This window comes from Streptomyces pyxinae (assembly GCF_024756275.1).
Classification (GTDB): Bacteria; Actinomycetota; Actinomycetes; order Streptomycetales; family Streptomycetaceae; genus Streptomyces; species Streptomyces pyxinae.
Map to the genome: position 1 here is coordinate 115,723 of NZ_JANUGQ010000007.1, position 18,657 is coordinate 134,379.

Annotated in this window: 18 protein-coding genes; 13 read left to right on the top strand and 5 right to left on the bottom strand. The window is 74.0% G+C overall.

Annotated features, from left to right (window positions below):
* The first annotated feature begins 37 nt into the window (after window positions 1–37).
* From NX801_RS10780 to NX801_RS10830, 11 genes are all read left to right on the top strand, one after another.
* A complete protein-coding gene (locus NX801_RS10780) occupies window positions 38–1,333 on the top strand; it encodes an MFS transporter (RefSeq protein ID WP_258787129.1) in 1,296 nt (431 codons plus the stop codon).
* A gap of 9 nt (window positions 1,334–1,342) precedes the next feature.
* Window positions 1,343–2,704 (top strand): Pup--protein ligase, encoded by a 1,362-nt coding sequence (gene pafA / locus NX801_RS10785; RefSeq protein ID WP_258787130.1) that lies wholly within the window; start codon window positions 1,343–1,345, stop codon window positions 2,702–2,704.
* Window positions 2,705–3,067: 363 nt separating this feature from the next.
* Window positions 3,068–4,081: an FKBP-type peptidyl-prolyl cis-trans isomerase gene (locus NX801_RS10790; RefSeq protein ID WP_258787131.1), complete on the top strand. Its 1,014-nt coding sequence runs from the start codon at window positions 3,068–3,070 to the stop codon at window positions 4,079–4,081.
* A gap of 88 nt (window positions 4,082–4,169) precedes the next feature.
* On the top strand, window positions 4,170–4,541 hold the full coding sequence (locus tag NX801_RS10795) for an FKBP-type peptidyl-prolyl cis-trans isomerase (protein ID WP_258787132.1): 372 nt from the start codon (window positions 4,170–4,172) through the stop codon (window positions 4,539–4,541).
* A 244-nt stretch (window positions 4,542–4,785) separates the two neighbouring features.
* Window positions 4,786–5,742 (top strand): helix-turn-helix transcriptional regulator, encoded by a 957-nt coding sequence (locus tag NX801_RS10800; protein ID WP_258787133.1) that lies wholly within the window; start codon window positions 4,786–4,788, stop codon window positions 5,740–5,742.
* A gap of 16 nt (window positions 5,743–5,758) precedes the next feature.
* A complete protein-coding gene (locus NX801_RS10805) occupies window positions 5,759–6,712 on the top strand; it encodes a helix-turn-helix transcriptional regulator (RefSeq protein WP_258787134.1) in 954 nt (317 codons plus the stop codon).
* Window positions 6,713–6,719: 7 nt separating this feature from the next.
* Window positions 6,720–6,971, top strand: a complete 252-nt coding sequence (locus tag NX801_RS10810) for a phage terminase large subunit family protein (protein WP_258787135.1) — start codon at window positions 6,720–6,722, stop codon at window positions 6,969–6,971.
* 57 nt (window positions 6,972–7,028) lie between these two features.
* Window positions 7,029–7,226, top strand: coding sequence for a hypothetical protein (locus tag NX801_RS10815; RefSeq protein ID WP_258787136.1), 198 nt, complete (start codon window positions 7,029–7,031; stop codon window positions 7,224–7,226).
* Between the two features lie 359 nt (window positions 7,227–7,585).
* Window positions 7,586–7,861, top strand: coding sequence for a Sec-independent protein translocase subunit TatA (gene tatA / locus NX801_RS10820; protein ID WP_258787137.1), 276 nt, complete (start codon window positions 7,586–7,588; stop codon window positions 7,859–7,861).
* A 43-nt stretch (window positions 7,862–7,904) separates the two neighbouring features.
* A complete protein-coding gene (tatC, locus tag NX801_RS10825; protein ID WP_258787139.1) occupies window positions 7,905–8,855 on the top strand; it encodes a twin-arginine translocase subunit TatC in 951 nt (316 codons plus the stop codon).
* A gap of 180 nt (window positions 8,856–9,035) precedes the next feature.
* Window positions 9,036–11,864 carry a DEAD/DEAH box helicase gene (locus NX801_RS10830; RefSeq protein WP_258787140.1) on the top strand — a complete coding sequence of 943 codons (2,829 nt, stop codon included), beginning with the start codon at window positions 9,036–9,038 and terminating at the stop codon, window positions 11,862–11,864.
* 282 nt (window positions 11,865–12,146) lie between these two features.
* On the opposite strand, the gene NX801_RS10835 is transcribed toward NX801_RS10830, so the two are convergent.
* The 4 genes from NX801_RS10835 to NX801_RS10850 all read right to left on the bottom strand — a co-directional run bounded on the left by NX801_RS10835 (window position 12,147) and on the right by NX801_RS10850 (window position 15,863).
* Complete coding sequence (locus tag NX801_RS10835) at window positions 12,147–13,073, bottom strand: ADP-ribosylglycohydrolase family protein (protein WP_258787141.1); 927 nt, start codon at window positions 13,071–13,073, stop codon at window positions 12,147–12,149.
* Window positions 13,074–13,228: 155 nt separating this feature from the next.
* Window positions 13,229–14,080, bottom strand: coding sequence for a siderophore-interacting protein (locus tag NX801_RS10840; RefSeq protein WP_258787142.1), 852 nt, complete (start codon window positions 14,078–14,080; stop codon window positions 13,229–13,231).
* Window positions 14,081–14,128: 48 nt separating this feature from the next.
* Window positions 14,129–15,034, bottom strand: a complete 906-nt coding sequence (locus NX801_RS10845) for a 5'-3' exonuclease (protein ID WP_258787294.1) — start codon at window positions 15,032–15,034, stop codon at window positions 14,129–14,131.
* 100 nt (window positions 15,035–15,134) lie between these two features.
* A complete protein-coding gene (locus NX801_RS10850) occupies window positions 15,135–15,863 on the bottom strand; it encodes an SDR family NAD(P)-dependent oxidoreductase (RefSeq protein WP_258787143.1) in 729 nt (242 codons plus the stop codon).
* A 284-nt stretch (window positions 15,864–16,147) separates the two neighbouring features.
* On the opposite strand from NX801_RS10850, the gene NX801_RS10855 reads away from it, so the two are divergent.
* Window positions 16,148–16,687 carry a helix-turn-helix domain-containing protein gene (locus tag NX801_RS10855; RefSeq protein ID WP_258787144.1) on the top strand — a complete coding sequence of 180 codons (540 nt, stop codon included), beginning with the start codon at window positions 16,148–16,150 and terminating at the stop codon, window positions 16,685–16,687.
* Window positions 16,688–16,791: 104 nt separating this feature from the next.
* A complete protein-coding gene (locus NX801_RS10860; protein ID WP_258787145.1) occupies window positions 16,792–17,508 on the top strand; it encodes a helical backbone metal receptor in 717 nt (238 codons plus the stop codon).
* Here the strand turns inward: NX801_RS10860 and NX801_RS10865 are convergent.
* Window positions 17,426–18,634, bottom strand: coding sequence for an SLAC1 family transporter (locus tag NX801_RS10865; RefSeq protein WP_258787147.1), 1,209 nt, complete (start codon window positions 18,632–18,634; stop codon window positions 17,426–17,428). The genes NX801_RS10860 and NX801_RS10865 overlap by 83 nt on opposite strands.
* Window positions 18,635–18,657: the final 23 nt, after the last annotated feature.

Genomic DNA, 18,657 nt, shown 5'->3' on the forward strand with positions numbered 1-18,657 from the left:
GCGGGATCGCGCGGACGTGAACCGGAGAGGGGCGGACATGGCCGCGGCGGCCGGCGGATACGGCGACATTCTCAGAGCACCCCACGCGGCCCGGCTGCTCGCCGGCACCCTGGTGGGCCGGCTGCCCAACGGCACCGCGCCCATCGCCATCGTGCTCTTCACCCGCTCCGAGGGCGGCAGCTACAGCCTGGCCGGCGCGCTGGCCGCCGTGTACGGCGTCGCCAACGCGCTCGGCCAGCCGCTGCTCGGCCGGGCCGTCGACCTGCGCGGCCAGCCCCGGGTCCAGCTGCCCGCCGCGCTGGTCTCGGCGGCCGGCATGGCGCTCCTCGCCGTGCTGGGCATCACCCCGGTGGCGCTCGCCTACGCGGCCGTCGCCGTGGCCGGGCTCTTCACCCCGCCGCTGGAGGGCGGGCTGCGGGCGCTCTGGCCGAGCGTGCTGGGCGCGGAGGACCGGGTGCACCGGGCGTACGCGCTGGACGCGGTGGCCCAGGAGATCATGTTCACCGCCGGACCGCTGCTGGTCACCCTGCTGGTCTCGCTCTGGTCCCCGGCCGCCGCGATCCTGGTGATCAACGCGATCGGGGTGCTGGGCGCCCTCTCGGTGGTGGTCTCGGAGCCCTCCAGGACCTGGCGGTCCGCGCCCCGGGAGGCCCACTGGCTGGGCGCGCTGCGCTCGCCCGGACTGCTCGCCCTGCTCGGCTCCTTCTTCTTCGTCGGACTCGCCCTGGGCTCCATCACCGTCGCCGCGCTCGCCTACGCCGAGGACCACGGCGACCAGTCGGCCTACGGCTGGCTGATGGCCGCCCTGGGCCTCGGCGCGCTGGCCGGCGGGGTGGTCTACGGCGCCCGCCAGTGGGCCGGGGCACCGGAGCGGCGGCTGCGGGTCCTGACGCTGCTGCTGGCCCTCGGCTATCTGCCGCTGACGCTCACCCCCGGGGTGCCGGCCATGACCGTGCTGGCGGGCGTCTCCGGGGTCTTCCTGGCGCCGGCCATCGCCTGCGCGTTCATCGTGGTGGACCGGCACGCCCCGCGCGGCACCGTCACCGAGGCGTTCTCCTGGCTGGTCACCACCTTCGGCGTGGGCGCGGCCGCGGGCACCGCGGTGGCCGGCCCCGCGGTCGAACTGTCCGGCACCGCGGCGAGCTTCGCCGTCCCCGGGGCCGCCGGATTCGCCGCCCTGCTGGTGCTGCTGGCCACCCGGCGGGCGCTGGCCGCGCCCCCGGGCGCCGGGCGGGGCGCCAGGGGCGCCACTTCGGCCACCGGGGCACCGGCCGGCGAAAATGATCGCAACGGTGCCGCCGAAGCCGGTTTCAGCACAGGCCATCAGGCGTAATGTTCAGTCATGGACCGCCGCATTTTCGGGCTGGAGAACGAGTACGGCGTCACGTGCACGTTCAGGGGACAGCGCCGACTGTCACCTGACGAAGTGGCGCGCTACCTCTTCCGCCGTGTCGTGTCATGGGGCCGCAGCAGCAATGTCTTCCTGCGGAACGGCGCCCGCCTCTACCTCGACGTGGGATCGCATCCGGAATACGCAACGCCCGAATGCGACAACGTGACCGAACTGGTCACCCACGACAAGGCCGGCGAGCGGATTCTCGAAGGACTGCTCGTCGACGCCGAACGCCGCCTGCACGAGGAGGGAATCGCGGGCGACGTCTACCTCTTCAAGAACAACACCGACTCGGCGGGGAACTCCTACGGCTGCCACGAGAACTATCTCGTCGCCCGCCACGGGGAGTTCTCCCGGCTCGCGGACATTCTCATTCCCTTCCTCGTCACCCGGCAGCTGATCTGCGGCGCCGGCAAGGTGCTCCAGACCCCGCGCGGCGCCGTCTACTGCGTCAGCCAGCGGGCCGAGCACATCTGGGAGGGCGTCAGCTCCGCCACCACCCGCTCGCGGCCCATCATCAACACCCGGGACGAGCCGCACGCGGACGCCGAGCGGTACCGCCGGCTGCATGTCATCGTCGGCGACTCCAACATGTCCGAGACGACCATGCTGCTGAAGGTCGGCGCCACCGACCTGGTGCTGCGCATGATCGAGGCCGGCACGGTGATGCGCGACCTGACCCTGGAGAACCCGATCCGGGCCATCCGCGAGGTCAGCCACGACATCACCGGGCAGCGCAAGGTCCGGCTGGCCAGCGGGCGGGAGGCGTCCGCGCTGGAGGTCCAGCGGGAGTACTACGAGAAGGCCGCCGACTTCGTCGACCGGCGCGGCATCCGCACCGGCACCGTGGCCCAGGTCCTGGAGCTCTGGGGCCGGGCGCTCGACGCCATCGAGGAAGAGGACCTGGACCGGGTCGACACCGAGATCGACTGGGTCATGAAGTACAAGCTCATCGAGCGGTACCGGGCCAAGCACAACATGACGATGTCGAACCCCAGGGTCGCGCAGATAGACCTCGCGTACCACGACATCCACCGCCGGCGGGGGCTCTACTACCTGCTGGAGAAGAAGGGGCAGGCCACCCGGATCTGCAACGACCTGCGGATCTTCGAGGGCAAGTCGGTGCCCCCGCAGACCACCCGGGCCCGGCTGCGCGGCGACTTCATCCGCCGGGCACAGGAGCAGCGCCGGGACTTCACGGTCGACTGGGTCCATCTGAAGCTGAACGACCAGGCCCAGCGGACGGTGCTCTGCAAGGACCCGTTCCGCTCGGTGGACGACCGGGTGGAGAAGCTGATCGCCGGCATGTGACGAGCCGCCGGCGCTCCCGGGCCGGGCCCGCACCACTGGGTGCGCGCCCGGCCCGGCGCCGTACATGGCCTCCGGTGTCGTCCGCGCCCCCGGCGCCGTACGTGGCCCGCGCGGTGTCGTACGCGCGCCGGTGTCGTCCGCGGCCCGGGGTGCCGCACGGGCCCCCGGGTGTCGTACGTGTCCCTCGTGCCGTCCATGGCCCCGGGGCGCCGGACGGGCCCGGGGCGCCCGTGCCGGGTCCCGTGCGGCGCGGTCCGGGTGCGCCCGGCGCGGGCGGTGCCGCCGCACCGTACGGCGTCCGCCGGGGGCCGGGTCGTAGAGTGACCGGCACGGAACGTATCCCCGACCCCCCCGAGGACCACTGTGCGACGCCGACTTGCCGCCCTGCTCATCGTGCCCGCCCTGTTGCTGACCGCGTGCGGCGGTGAGGACTCCGACGCCAAGAAGGACGACGCCTCCTCCGCGTCACCGGACGCGAGTTCGCCCTCGGCGGCGCCCGCGCCCAAGCCCGTGGAGAGCGCCTCGCCGCTGCCCACCGTCACCGGCGACAAGGGCAAGAAGCCGAACATCGCCATTCCCCAGGGGAATCCGAGCTCCGCCTTCGTGGTCCGGACGATTTCCGAGGGCGACGGACCGGCCGTCAAGGCCGGCGACCTCGTCCAGGCCGACTACACCGTCAAGCTCTGGAAGGGCGGCAAGGAGCTGGGCAGCTCCTACGACCAGGGCGGCGTCCCGCAGGTGATCGACGCCGGGGCCAAGGGGATCATCCCTGCGTTCGCCGAGGGCGTGAACGGCAAGAAGATCGGCAGCCGGGTGCTGGTCGTCGCCCCGCCCAACGCCGCCTTCGGGGCGGCCGGCCAGCAGCAGCTGGGCGTCAAGGGCACCGACACGCTCGTCTTCGTCCTGGACATCAAGGGCGTCATGCCGAAGAAGGCCGAGGGCGAGCAGGCCGACATCCCGGCGAACCTGCCGCAGGTCGACGCCTCCAAGGAGGAGCCGGCCACCATCAAGATCCCCAAGAACGACCCGCCGGCCAAGCTGGTGAGCGATGTGCTGATCGAGGGCAAGGGCCCCGAGGTCAAGAACGGCCAGATGGTCTACATGCAGTACACCGGGGCCGCCTGGAAGATCAACGAGGGCAAGGCCAAGGCGGAGATCTTCGACTCCTCCTGGACCGCGGGCAAGCCGTTCAACACGGCGATCGGCCAGGGCCAGGTCATCGAGGGCTGGGACAAGGGACTGGTCGGCAAGAAGGTCGGCAGCCGGGTGCTGCTGGTGATCCCGCCGGCCCAGGCGTACAAGGACCAGGACAAGGGCCCGCAGCTGCCGGCCAACTCGACCCTGGTCTTCGTCGTGGACATCATCGGAGCGATGTAAGACTGTCCCTTTGCTCGCACCCCGAGCGAAGCCCGGCACCGGCGGTGCCGGACAGCGACCACCAGCAGTAAGTACGAGGAGCACAGACGTGAACATCGACAAGCCCGAGATCGACTTCCCGGGCGGCGAGCCGCCGGCCGACCTGGAGATCAAGGAGATCTGGGAGGGCGACGGCCCGGAGGCCAAGGCCGGCGACTTCGTGAAGGTTCACTACGTGGGCGTGGCCTTCTCCACCGGTGAGGAGTTCGACGCCTCCTGGAACCGCGGCACCCCGCTCCAGTTCCAGCTCGGTGTCGGCCAGGTCATCCAGGGCTGGGACAAGGGCGTGCAGGGCATGAAGGTCGGTGGCCGCCGCCAGCTGACCATCCCGCCGCACCTGGCCTACGGCGACCGGGGCGCGGGCAGCGCCATCGGCCCGGGCGAGACGCTGATCTTCGTCTGCGACCTGGTCGCGGTCTGATCGTCCGACCGGTCGTCCGACCGTTCGTCTGACTGTTTCCGGCCGGTACCGGCCGGCCCGAGGGCCCACGCCTGCGCGCGTGGGCCCTCGGCTTTGGCCCGGCGACCCCGGAGCGGTACGTTGAGCGGGAAACCCGAGGGGCCGGAGCCCCGGCGGGACCGAGGGGGCAGGGCCTCCGCCGCGCGCTCCGTCACCGGACCGGCGGCGGGGTCCGCGAGAACCAGAGAAGGGGCGCGGGGCGTCGATGGCCATTGCCAAGGCGGAGCGGCTGATGAACCTGGCGCTGTGTCTGCTGGGCACGCGCCGTCCGCTCAGCAAGCGGGAACTGCGCGGCTCCATCGAGGCGTACCTGGAGGCCGGTTCCGACGACTCCTTCAACCGGATGTTCGAGCGGGACAAGGACGACCTCCGCGAACTGGGCCTGGTCATCGAGACCGTGGAGAGCCTCGACGGCGAGATCGGCTACCTGGCCCGCCGGGACTCCAACCGGCTGCCGCCCATCCAGTTCGACGCCGAGGAGGCCGCCGCCCTCGGCCTGGCGGCCAAGGTCTGGCAGCAGGCCCGGCTCGCCGGCGCCGCCAGCGGGGCCCTCCAGAAGCTCCGGGCGGCCGGCATGCCCGAGGCCGAGGAGGCGTACGAGACCCCGCACAGCGCCCTGGAACCGCGCATCCCCGTCCACGAGGCCGCCTTCGAGCCGCTGATGCTCGCCTGCCGCGACCGGCGGCCGGTCGTCTTCGACTACCGCAAGTCCAACGCCGCCCGCGCCGAGACCCGCCAGGTCGAGCCGTGGACGCTGGAGTGCTGGCGCGGCCACTGGTACCTGGCCGGCTGGGACCGGGACCGGGGCGCCGGGCGGGTCTTCCGGATCTCCCGGATCACCGGCCGGGTCCGCTCCCGGGCCGGTGCCTTCACCGCGCCCGTGCCGGACGCCTCCACCGTGCGCGAGACCGTGGAGCGCTGGGCCGGCGAGACCGCCACCCGCTCCGCGCGGATCCGGCTGCGCACCGGCTGCGGCTATCCGCTGCGGGCCCGCGCCCTCGCGGTGCGGGAGGCCGGTGACGGCTGGGACGAGCTGGAGATCCCGTACGGCCACGGGCTGGACGCCTGGCTGGTCGAGTTCGGGCCGGACGTGGTGGTACTGGAACCCGCGGACCTGCGGGCCGACGTGGTGGACCGGCTGCGCGCCGTGGCCAAGGGCTGAGGGAGAACGACCGACGATGGCCACCAACGCGATCGACCAGACCCGGCGGATGCTCTCCCTGGTCACCTATCTCCGCGAGCGCCCCGGCGCCCATGTCGCGGACGTCGCCCGGGCCTTCGGGATCAGCGAGGACGAGCTGATCTCGGACCTCGACGTGCTCCCCATGTGCGGCACCAGCTTCCGCGGCGGCGACCTGCTCGACATCGACACCGACGGCGACCGGATCTGGTGGCACAACCCGGACGACGTGGCCGAGCCGCTGCGCCTCGCCGCCGACGAGGCCACCGCCCTGCTGGTGGCCGCGCGGGCCGTCGCCACCCTGCCCGGACTGCGCGAGGGCGACCGGGCCGCGCTGCTGCGGGCCACCGCCAAGCTGGAGGCGGCGGCGGGCGAGGCGGCCGGCGCCAGCTCCCGGCTCTCGGTCACCTTCGAGAGCGAGGGCGGGGTCTTCGCCGAGGTCGACCGGGCGATCTCGGAGCGCCGCAGGCTCTGGCTCCGCTACTACTCGCCCGCCCGGGACGAGCTCACCGAGCGGGTGGTGGATCCGATCCGGCTCTTCGCCGTCGGCCACACCTATATGGAGGCCTGGTGCCGGCTCTCCGAGGCGCGCCGCACCTTCCGGCTCGACCGGGTGGCCGAGATCCGGCTGCTCGACGAGCCCTCAGCGCCGCCCGAGATCGAGCTCCGCGACCTCTCCGCCGGTCTGGTCCAGCCGTCCGCCGACGACCCCGAGGTGGTGGTCGAGGTGGGTCCCGGTGGCCGCTGGGTGGCCGAGTACTACCCGCACGACCGCGCCGACGAGCTGCCCGACGGGGGGCTGCGGATCACCCTGCGCACCCCGGACCCGGCCTCGCTCCGCCGGCTGGCGCTCCGGCTGGGCCGGGACGGCCGGATCACCGCCCCCGCGGAGCTGGCCGGCAGCGCGCGGCGGGCCGCCGCCGAGGCACTGGCCGCCTACGACGGGGAGTGAACCGGTCATGAACGATCTCGCCGCCCCGCCCGCACCGGCGCCGGTCGTCTTCAAGGCGGCCTGCCCGGAGTGCCGGGCCCGCTTCGAGCTCGCCGCCGGTTCACTGCGGCTCGCCATCGGCGCCAGCCGCCGTACCACCTTCTACTCGTTCACCTGCCCCGCCTGCGGCTGCGCGGTGCGCAAGCCGGCAGGGGAGCGCATCGTGGAACTCCTCACCGGCGGCGGGGTGCGTACGCTGCGCCTGCACTCCACCGTCTGACGCGCCCCGGCGCCCGCCCCGAAGCCCACCGCCCGACGAACCCCCTAGGCCCCGCCCATGTTCTGGCCCATGCTCGCCGTCGCCCTCGGCTTCCTCGGTATCGCCGTCCTCGGCGTCCTCGGCATCCGGGTGTTCATCGAGGCCCAGCGGCTCGGCCGCCAGGTCGCCGCCACCACGGACCGGATCAACCGGGCCTCCGGAGACCTGGAGCGGGCCGCCGCCGACCTCGCCCGCACCGGGCGGGACCTGCGCTGAGGCGCCGCGCCGGGGCCGGTGCAGGGCCCGGCCGGTGCCGCGGCTGTTTCCGTATGCGGGCCGGGCCGGGGGCGTACGCCTTCCGGCCGGTTCCACGGGTGGTTTCCGGCCGGTTTTCCCGCTGTTCCGGCCGTGTCCGCCGCGGTGGCGGAACCCGCCCGGGGCCGCCGGAACGGGGACGGTACGCTGCGGGGAGCGGCTTTTGTCCCTCCGGTACGGGTCGCAAACGTAACGATGCACGGGGATTGCCCGGCGTTTACCACCCCGCGTTACGATCGCATGCAGCACGGAGGCCGGGCGCACGTCCGGTGCAAGGCAAGAGCCCCTCCCCAGCCGCCTCGGTGAGAAGGAAGACGTACATGATCGCCAACCTGAAGCCCCTTGAGATCGTGCTCATCATCCTGGTGATCCTGCTTCTCTTCGGCGCCAAGAAGCTCCCCGAGATGGCCCGTTCGCTCGGCAAGTCCGCCCGCATCCTCAAGAGCGAGGCGAAGGCGATGAAGAAGGACGGCGCCGAGTCCGAGACCGCCGCCGACCCGGCCCCGCAGCAGCCCGCGCCGCGCACCATCCAGGCCGCGCCCGGCGACGTGACCAGCGCCCGCCCGGTCTCCGAGCCGAACACCACCAAGAGCTGACACCCACCCACCGACGGTTGCCGCACGAGACGAGGGAAGTGGGTTGCTCAAGTCTGCCCGCAAGCGGGAGAAGAACGACGAGGGGCGGATGCCGCTCGCCGAGCATCTGCGCGAACTGCGGAACCGCCTGCTGAAGGCCGTGCTGGCGATCGCGGCCGTCACGATCGTCGCCGCCTTCTTCCAGAAGGACATCTTCGCCTTCCTCATGCGGCCGATCCTGGACTCGGTCGGCTGCGAGGGCGGGGTGGTCGTCCATGTGAACGGCAAGCCCTGCGCCATTCTCAAGACCGACACCCTGATCTCGCCGTTCACCATCGCCCTCAAGGTCTCCCTGATGACGGGCGTCCTGGTGGCGACCCCGGTCTGGCTCTACCAGCTGTGGGCCTTCGTCGCCCCCGGTCTGCACAAGCACGAGAAGCGCTACGCGCACGCCTTCGTCGCGGCGGGGGTGCCGCTCTTCGCGGCCGGCGCCTGGCTGGCGTACGTGATCCTGCCGCAGACGGCCGAGATCATGCTCAGCTTCACGCCCGCCGACACCCAGAACCAGATCGGGCTCGACGACTACCTGGACCTGATCACCCGCATGGTGATCGTCTTTGGCCTCGCCTTCGAGCTGCCGCTGCTGCTGATCGCGCTCAATCTGACCGGAGTGCTCAGCGGCAAGCGGATGCTGGGCTGGTGGCGCGGGATGATCGTCGGACTGACCTTCTTCGCCGCGATCGCGACGCCGGGCGGTGAGCCGCTCTCCATGCTGCTGCTCGCCGGGCCGCTGGCCCTGCTCTACTTCCTCGCCGCCGGTTTCGCGCTCCTCAACGACAAGCGGCGCCGGCTGTCCGACCCGGACCGGGAGCTGGACGACGACGAGGCGTCCGAGCTGGACCTCACGCCCGAGCGCATCGGCTCGATCGAGCCCGTCCAGGGACCGGCGGCCCTGCCCGAGCAGGCGGACGGCCACCATGAGCGCCGGCCGCAGGGTTACGACGACATCACCTGACGGCCGTACCCGACGGAGCGGTGACCCGGATCGTCCGGCCGGTCGGACGATCCGGGTGAGACGATCCGGGCGGCGAGGCCCCCGGCCGGTGGATCGGGGGCGTGAGGGCCCGGCCGGTGGGGCGGGGGCGCCGTAAAGATCGGCCTGCTGTCGGTGGGGGCGGGTAGGCTCGGGAACGAGATGACAGAAGAACTCACGCCAGCGGAGGCGTACGCCGCCGCCCGGCGCCGGGCCGTCGAAGAGGCCACGGCGTTCGCCCCCTTCCGCGACATGTACGACTTCGAGCTGGACCCGTTCCAGATCGACGCCTGCCGGGCCCTGGAGGCGGGCAAGGGGGTGCTCGTCGCGGCGCCCACCGGCTCGGGCAAGACCATCGTCGGTGAGTTCGCCGTGCACCTCGCCCTCCACCAGGGGCGGAAGTGCTTCTACACGACGCCGATCAAGGCCCTGTCGAACCAGAAGTACTCCGACCTGGTCAAGCGGTACGGCGCCGACAAGGTCGGCCTGCTCACCGGTGACAACAGCGTCAACTCCGAGGCGCCGGTGGTCGTGATGACCACCGAGGTGCTGCGGAACATGCTCTATGCCGGTTCCCAGACGCTGCGGGGCCTCGGGTACGTGGTCATGGACGAGGTGCACTACCTCTCGGACCGCTTCCGGGGCGCCGTCTGGGAGGAAGTGATCATCCACCTCCCGGAGTCCGTGACGCTGGTCTCGCTCTCCGCCACCGTCTCCAACGCCGAGGAGTTCGGCGACTGGCTGGACACGGTCCGGGGTGACACCGAGGTGATCGTCTCCGAGAGCCGGCCGGTGCCGCTCTGGCAACACGTGCTGGCCGGGCGCCGGATGTACGACCTCTTCGAGGAGGAGACCGACCACGGCGGCCGGGGAGCGGGCCGGCGCGAGGTCAACCCCGACCTGGAGCGCCTGGCGCGCATGGAGAACCAGCGCACCTACAACCCGCGCGACCGGCGGCGCGGCAAGATGGTCCGGGAGGCCGACCGCGAGCGCGAGCGGCGCCAGCGCTCCCGGATCTGGACCCCGGGCCGGCCCGAGGTCATCGAGCGGCTGGACGCCGCGGGGCTGCTGCCCGCGATCACCTTCATCTTCAGCCGGGCCGGCTGCGAGGCCGCCGTGCAGCAGTGCCTCTACGCCGGGCTGCGGCTCAATGACGAGGACGGTCGGCAGCGGGTCCGGGAGCTGGTGGAGGCCCGCACCGCCTCCATCCCCAGCGAGGACCTGCACGTCCTCGGCTACTACGAATGGCTGGAGGGGCTGGAGCGCGGCATCGCCGCCCACCACGCCGGGATGCTGCCCACCTTCAAGGAGGTGGTCGAGGAGCTGTTCGTCCGGGGGCTGGTGAAGGCCGTCTTTGCCACCGAGACGCTGGCGCTGGGCATCAACATGCCCGCCCGGTCGGTGGTGCTGGAGAAGCTGGTCAAGTGGAACGGCGAGCAGCACGCCGACATCACCCCCGGCGAGTACACCCAGCTCACCGGGCGGGCCGGCCGGCGCGGCATCGACGTCGAGGGCCATGCCGTGGTGCTCTGGCAGCGCGGCATGGACCCGGGCCATCTCGCGGGACTCGCGGGCACCCGGACGTATCCGCTCCGGTCGAGCTTCAAGCCGTCGTACAACATGGCGGTCAACCTGGTCGACCAGTTCGGCCGGCATCGCTCCCGGGAGCTGCTGGAGACCTCCTTCGCGCAGTTCCAGGCGGACCGCTCGGTCGTCGGCATCTCCCGCCAGGTCCAGCGGAACGAGGAGGGCCTCGAGGGCTACCGGGAGGGCATGACCTGCCACCTCGGGGACTTCGAGGAGTACGCGCGGCTCCGCCGCGACCTCAAGGACCGGGAGAACGAGCTGGCCAAGCAGGGCGCCGCCCAGCGCCGGGCGGCGGCGGCCGGTTCGCTGGAGCGGCTCAAGCCGGGCGATGTGATCCATGTGCCGACCGGCAAGTTCGCCGGTCTCGCGCTGGTGCTGGACCCGGGGCTGCCCGCCGGGCGGTCCAACGGGCACCGGGGCTTCGACCAGCACGACGGCCCGCGCCCGCTGGTGCTCACCGCCGAGCGGCAGGTGAAGCGGCTGGCGTCGATCGACTTCCCGGTGCCGGTCGAGCCGGTGGAGCGGATGCGCATCCCGCGCACCTTCAACCCGCGCTCCCCGCAGTCCCGGCGGGACCTCGCATCGGCGCTGCGCACCAAGGCGGGCCACCTCACGCCCGAGCGGGGCGCCAAGCGGCGGGGCGGGGCGGCGGACGACCGGGAGATCACCCGGCTGCGCGCCGAGCTGCGGGCCCACCCCTGCCACGGCTGCGACGAGCGGGAGGACCACGCCCGCTGGGCCGAGCGCTACCACCGGCTGCGGCGGGACACCCAGCAGCTGGAGCGCCGGATCGAGGGGCGGACCAACACCATCGCCCGCACCTTCGACCGGATCGTCGCGCTCCTGACCGAGCTGGACTATCTGCGCGGCAACGAGGTCACCGAGCACGGCAAGCGGCTGGCCCGGCTCTACGGCGAGCTGGACCTGCTGGCCAGCGAGTGCCTCCGGGACGGCGTCTGGGAGGGCCTCGGCCCCGCCGAGCTCGCTGCCTGCGCCTCCGCGCTGGTCTACGAGTCCCGGCAGTCCGACGACGCGGTGGTGCCCAAGGTGCCGGGCGGCCGGACGAAGGCCGCGCTCGGCGAGATGGTGCGGATCTGGGGCCGGCTGGACGCCCTGGAGGAGGACTTCCGGATCAACCAGGCCGAGGGCGTCGGACAGCGCGAACCGGACCTCGGCTTCGCCTGGGTGGCCCACGAGTGGGCCTCCGACAAGGGCCTCGACGAGGTACTGCGGGACGCCGAGATGCCGGCCGGCGACTTCGTCCGCTGGTGCAAGCAGGTCATCGATGTGCTCGGCCAGATAGCGGCCGCCGCGCCCCGCGAGGGCAGCACCGTCCCGAAGGCCGCCCGCAAGGCCGTGGACGCCATGCTGCGCGGTGTGGTGGCGTACAGCTCCCTCGGCTGAGCCCCCGGGGCCGCCTCCCCGCCCGGGCCCGGCCGGAAGCACCCCTCCCGGCCGGGCTCGTGTGCCTTCGGGCCCGGTGCCTCGCGGAACGGACCCCGGCGGTCTCGGGGCCGGGGCTGCCGGGCGCCTTCCGGGCCGGGTGCAGCGGATGCCTCCCGGGCCGGGGCGCACGCCGGGTGCCGCCGCGCGCGTATTGGGTACGCCCGCGCCCGGGCGACGCCGGTGTTCCGGGGGCCGGCCGAAGGCGTACGGGGCGGTCGCCGGCCTTCGGGGGCCCGGAGGTCAGCGGGTGGCCAGCGCCCTGGCGAGGGCGATCAGTTCCGGGGCGCGCAGCACCCGGTCGCCGTAACCCGGCAGCGGGACATGGAGCGCGGCCGTCCAGCGGCGCGGAAGGGCTTCCGCGCCGTACACCGCTCCGGCGAGCGTCCCGGTCACCGCCGCCACCGTGTCGGTGTCGCCGCCCAGGTCGACGGCTGCGGCCAGAGCCTGGGGGAGGGAGCCGGTCGTCCGCAGCGCCCAGAGGGCCGACCCCAGGCACGGCCAGACGGCGCCGTTGGCCTCGGTCGCCCGGTCCGGATGCCAGTCGGCCGCCAGCACGGTGGCCCAGCGGTCCCGCTCGGCGGGGTGGACCAGGGCGAGCGCGTCCGGTACGGCGGTGAGCGGGTCGTCGCCGTCCAGCGCGACCCGGACCAGTTCATGGAGGACCGCTGTGCCCTCCTGGGCGGCCGGGTCTCCGTGGGTGAGGGCCGCGATCCGCCGGGCCGCCGCCGTGGTGGCGGCCTGCCCGTCCGGCGCGAAGTACACGGCCGAGGTCGAGGCGCGCATCAGCGAACCGTTGCCCGCGGCGTGTCCGGTCATCCGGAAGTGCGCCTCCGCCGCCCGGTGCCAGGGCTCGCCGCTGGTGAGCACCTGCTCGGTCTGGAGGCCGAGGTCCTTGGGTTCGGCGGCGGCCCAGCGCCGGAAGCGGTCGAAGATGTCGGCCGGATCCAGACCCTCCCGCTCCAGCAGCGACTCCCCGACCAGGACGGCCATCTGGGTGTCGTCGGTCGCCTCTCCCGGGTCCCAGCCGCCGCCCCCGCACAGCTCCCCGGGGCCGTCCGGGAAGCGCGCGGCCCGGGCACCCGGGGGCCCGAACTCGAAGGGTGCTCCCAGGGCATCGCCCACCGCGCTTCCCAGGACGGCGCCGATAGCCCGTTCGATGCGTTCCATCCGCGCAGCCTAGCGGGGGCGGGTGAGGGGGTACGGGGCGGTCGCCGGGTCATGGGGGGCGGCCGGGGCCGGGGGCGTACGGCGAGAGGGGTGGCCGGACGGCGGAGGGACCCGGCCCGGGGTGGGCGGGTCCCTCGGTCGGGCGGGGAGCGGGGTCAGGCGGTGGGAGCCTGGGTCTCCTGCTCGCGCTCGACCTGCTCGTTCCACTCGCGCTTCACCGCGCGCCAGGCCTCGTCGGTCTGGCCGAGCCGCCAGTAGCCGGAGATCGAGAGCCGCTCGCGGGGGATCTCGCGCTCCATACGGAGGTGGCGGCGGAGGTCCTTCACAAAGCCCGCCTCGCCGTGGACGAAGGCGTGGACGTCGCCGGCGGGCAGCTCCAGGTCGCGTACGGCGGCGATCAGCAGCTCACCGACCGGGCGGCCGGCCCGGTGCAGCCAGCGGAGCTCGATCCCGGCCGGGGCGTCGATCTTCTGCTCCTCCTCGGCCGACTCGACCTCCACGAAGGCGTGACCGGTGGCGTTCCGGTCCATGCGCTCCAGCGAGGCGGCGATGGCGGGCAGCGCGCTCTCGTCACCGACCAGCAGATGGGTGCCGGCCGCCGGGTCGGGGGAGTAGCCGCCGCCCGGGCCCAGCATGTACATGATCTCGCCGACCTGGGCGCGGGCCGCCCAGGGGCCGGCCAGGCCCTCGTCGCCGTGGACGACGAAGTCGATGGCCGCCTCGCGCAGGGCCGGGTCCCAGCTCCGGATGGTGTACGTGCGATTGGCCGGCCACTGGTCGCGCGGGAACTCCTCGCGGATCCGGTCCATGTCGAAGGGCTCCGGGTAGCGCACGCCCGGGAGCGGGAAGAGCAGCTTCACATAGTGGTCGGTGTACTCGTCGGCCGAGAAGCCGGCGAGCCCGTCACCGCCCAGGACGATCCGCACCATGTGCGGGGTGATCCGCTCGGTGCGCACCACTCGTCCCTGGTGGATGGCAGGTGCTTTGCGGGCCGGCTGTTCCGACACGGTGTTCTCCCCGGATGGTCGATGGTTAGGCTTGCCTAAGCTAACACCTCACTCGCGCAGCGCGGCGAGCACCCTTTCCAGGGACGAGCCCAGGCCCCAGCCGGCGGCCAGCTCGCCCAGCGCCCGCTCGTCGCGCGGCTCCCGGGGGAGGGCCGGGGCGAACTCCGGCAGGGGTACGTCCCCGGCGACCCGCACCACCTTCGGCGCCACCGCCAGATACGGCCGCGCCTCGTCCAGCCGCCGGCGCACGGCCGGGGTCAGCTTCGCCGCCGGATCGTCCACCGCCGCCATGATCCCGGCCAGGTCCCCGAAGCTCTCCAGCAGCCGGGCCGCCGTCTTCTCCCCGATTCCCGGCACCCCCGGCAGCCCGTCGCTCGGGTCGCCCCGCAGCAGGGCCAGGTCCGCGTACCCCGGGCCGTCCACCCCGTACTTCCCGCGCAGCCACGCCTCGTCCGCGATCTGCAGGGTGCCCACGCCCTTCAGCGGGTAGAGCACCCGGACGCCCCGGGCGTCGTCCACCAGCTGGTAGAGGTCCCGGTCGCCGGTGACGATGTCCACCGGGCCCGCCGCCCGCCCGGCCAGCGTGCCGATCACGTCGTCCGCCTCGTACCCGGGGACACCCACCCGGGCGATGCCCAGGGCGTCGAGCACCGCCTCGATCACCGGCACCTGCGGGGCGAGGGTGTCCGGCACCTCCTCGTCGTCCGGCCCCGCCGGGTGCTCCTCGGCGACCCGGTGCGCCTTGTACGAGGGGATCAGCTCGACCCGCCAGGCCGGGCGCCAGTCGGCGTCCATGCAGGCCACCAGCTCGTCCGGGTGGTGGTCCTGGACCAGCCGGGCGATGAAGTCGAGCAGTCCGCGCACCGCGTTGACCGGCGTGCCGTCGGGGGCGCGGACGGAATCGGGGACGCCGTAGTAGGCGCGGAAGTAGAGGGAGGCGGTGTCGAGGAGCATCAGGCGTCGGGTCACGCCCCCGATCATGCCGCAGCCCACCGACAGCGCGGGCGACCGGACGGCGGGCGGGGGCGAGGCGCCGGACCCGGCGGCCGTGCCGTCAGTCCGGTACGAGGCCGCCGGTGAGGTTGAGCTCGGTGGCGGTCATGGTGCGGGCCCAGTCGGAGGCGGCGAAGACCGCGGCGTTGGCCACGTCGTCGTAGCCCGGGCGCTCGGTCAGGAGTGCCCCCTCGTCGGCGCGGTTCTCCGCACCGGGAGCGGGCGAGCCGGGTGAGAGCAGCCAGGCGACGCGGACCCCGTGCGGACCCAGCTCCGCCGCGAGTTGCCGGCAGACGCCGGTGAGGGCGGACCAGGCGATGTGCGATCCGCCCAGGCCGGGGATGGTCTCGCGGCCGCCGGCCAGGACCAGGAGGACGCCGCCGCCACGGTCGATCATGTGCCGGGCCGCCGCCGTGGCCGTGGTGAGCGTGGTCGTCACCGCCTTGGTGACCGGGCGGAGCACATCGGCGACGGCCAGGTCGAGGAGCGGGCTCCCCTGGAGGTCGTCGTCGGACGTGGCGTTGAAGCAGATGTCTATGCCGGTGCCGTCGCCTGCCGCCGCCACCGCCTCGGCGTGGCGGTCGACGGCGGCGCGGTCCGTCGCGTCCAGCCGCGCGACGTGGGCGATCCCGCCGTCGCCCCGGATGCGACGCGCGACCTCTTCGAGGGGCGGCACGGTCCGTCCGGTGAGGTGGACGGCGGCGCCCTCCCGCGCGAAGGCCCGGGCGACGGCCGCCCCCACGGCTCCGGAACCGCCGTGGACGATCGCTGTCTTCCCGGTCAGCAGCACGATTCCCTCCTCGGTGCGGGCCCTGTCACCTGTGCAGACCGGGCGGACGGGGCGGACTCATCGCTCACCGGGCACTCGCCGGATCGCTCCCGCCGGGCGCTCTCCGGCCGGGGATCCGCTGCCGGTCCGTGTCCGTCCCGGGAACCCGGCGGGAACCCGGCGAGTGCTCCGTCCGCCCCCGGGCGGCTTCCGTACGCCGGTCGGCGCTCCCTCGCTTCCCCGGTTGCGCTACACCCCCCTACCGCCGCTGCGTAAGGTTGTCGCAGAGGGAGGGAGCCGAGGAGATGGACGAGAAGGAAACGCCCCGCGTCGGCGCGGCCGTCCGGAAGAGGCGCCGGGAGCTGGGGCTGACCCTCGCCACGGTGGCCGGGCGCAGTGGTCTGTCCGTGCCCTTCCTGAGCCAGGTCGAGAACGAGCGGGCCCGGCCCAGCACGGACTCGCTCCGGCGGGTGGCCGAGGCGCTGGAGACGACCGCCGCCGAGCTGCTCGACGCCGCCGACTCGGCCCGTACGGTCGATGTGGTGCGCTCCGGGCCGGAACCGGGGCCGAGCGGCGCCCGGCCGCTGGTGCGCGGCCAGCACCAGATGCACGCCGACGAGTACACCGGCGACCACGACGCCGGACGGGAGCTGGTGCTCCGCAACGACTCGCTGCTGTACGTGGCGGACGGCGCCGCCGAGGTGGAGGCCGAGGGCCGGGCGTACCGGCTGGAGCGCGGCGACACGCTCTACATGTCCGGCGGGGTGCGGCACCGCTGGCGGGCGAGCGGGCCGGGGACCCGGATCCTGGTCGTCGCCGTCGCCGAGCACATCGAGCCGGCGTGAACCCGGGCCCGGGCCGTTCCCGGGTGCCCGGTCCTTCCGGTGCGGGCCCCGGACCGGCCGGTGGCCGGGGGCGCGGCGGGCGCGGGCCCCGGGTGGTCTCGCTGGTGCCCTCGCTCACCGAGGCGATCGCGGTGACCCTGCCCGGGGTGCTGGCCGGGGCCACCGCCTGGTGCGACCACCCGGCCGGCCTGGAGGTGGCCCGGGTGGGCGGCACCAAGAACCCGGACGTGCCCGCGATCACCGCCCTCCGCCCCGATCTGGTGATCGCCAACGAGGAGGAGAACCGGGAGCCGGACCTCGCCGCCCTGCGGGGTGCCGGGATCGAGGTACTGGTCACCGAGGTGCGGACGCTGGACCAGGCCTTCACCGAGCTGGACCGGGTGCTGCGGGCCTGCGGGGCGACTTCCCGGCCCCGCTGGCTGGACGAGGCCGAGCGGGAGTGGGCGGCGGTCGGTGCGGCCGGGCCGGAGGAACCGCGGCGCGCCGTGGTGCCGGTCTGGCGGCGGCCCTGGATGGTGCTGGGCCGGGACACCTTCGCGGGCGATCTGCTGGCCCGGCTGGGCACGGTCAATGTCTACGCGGATCATCCCGAGCGCTACCCCCGGGTCCCGCTGGAGGAACTGCGGGCGTGCGGTGCCGACCTGGTGGTGCTGCCGGACGAGCCGTACCGCTTCACCGCCGGTGACGGGCCCGAGGCGTTCGCCCCGCTGCCCGCCGCGCTGGTCGACGGGCGCCGCCTCACCTGGTACGGGCCGTCGCTGGCCGGGGCTCCCGCGGCGCTGCGAGCAGCCCTCCGCCGGCCAGTCCCCGGACCGTCCTGACCGCCGCCGTCGCCCAGGCGGCCAGCAGCAGCGCGTAGAGCCCGGCGGCGAGCCAGCCGAGGGCCGGGAGCCCGGTGAGCCGGGCCAGTCCGGCCGTCCCCGTCACACAGGTGCCGACCGGGAAGGTGAACGCCCACCAGGTCATCGAGAAGCCCAGGCCGCGCCGCAGGGACCGGACCACCACCGCCGAGGCGAGCGCCAGCCACATCAGCGCGAAGCCCGTCACCGGCACCCCGTAGGCCACCGCCAGTTCACGGGCGCCCGGCACCCCGGGTGCCGCCCCGGCGAAGGCGGCGGCGGCCGTGGTGGACTGCCCCAGCGGCCCCAGGACCAGGAAGAGCGTCGGCGTCGACGGCAGGGGCAGCGGCTCACCGCTCACCAGCCGGCCGAAGATCAGCGGCAGCATCAGCAGCGTCGCCAGCAGGCTCAGCCCGAACAGCGCGCAGCAGAACAGCAGCAGCGCCTCCCGGGGCTGCCCGGCCGGCAGCCGCTGCGCCAGCAGCGGACCGGAGGCGGCCGAGACCATTGGCGCCACCACCGGCAGCAGCCACACCGGCGAGGCGCCGGGCCCTGGGCCGGCCCCGGCCCCGGTCCCCGCCGAACCCCCGGTCCCGGCCCCCGCCGACCCCCCGGCCCCGGTCCCGGCCCCCGGCTGCCCGGCGACCAGCCGGCGAGCCACCATCAGATACGGGATCCCCACCGCCACCAGCAGGCCCAGCGCCGTACCCGCCGTCCACAGCACAGTGCCCAGCGCCACCGCCGCCGGCCCCAGCAGCTCCCGGCCGGCCGTCAGCGCGCCGCCGCCGACCGCCACCAGGGCCATCGCGGCACAGCCCTGGAACGGCGCCACCGCCGGGTCCCGCAGCTCGGCCAGCGCCCGGTCGCGAAGGCGGATCCAGTGCAGCGCCCGGGCGGTGCCGACCGCGAGCAGCAGGGCGAACGCCAGCGCCCAGACCGCCCCGCAGGCCGCCCGGAAGCCGGGTATCCAGGTCAGCCCGGGCGCCGGCGCGGTGCCCGCCGTGCCGACGATCGCGGTGCCCATCACCGTGGCGTACCAGTGGGGGCCGAGGTGGCGGACGGGGGCGTACCGGGGGCGGGGACGGAGCGGGGGCGCGAGCGTGGTCATGCTCCCACCCTGACCGGGGAGCA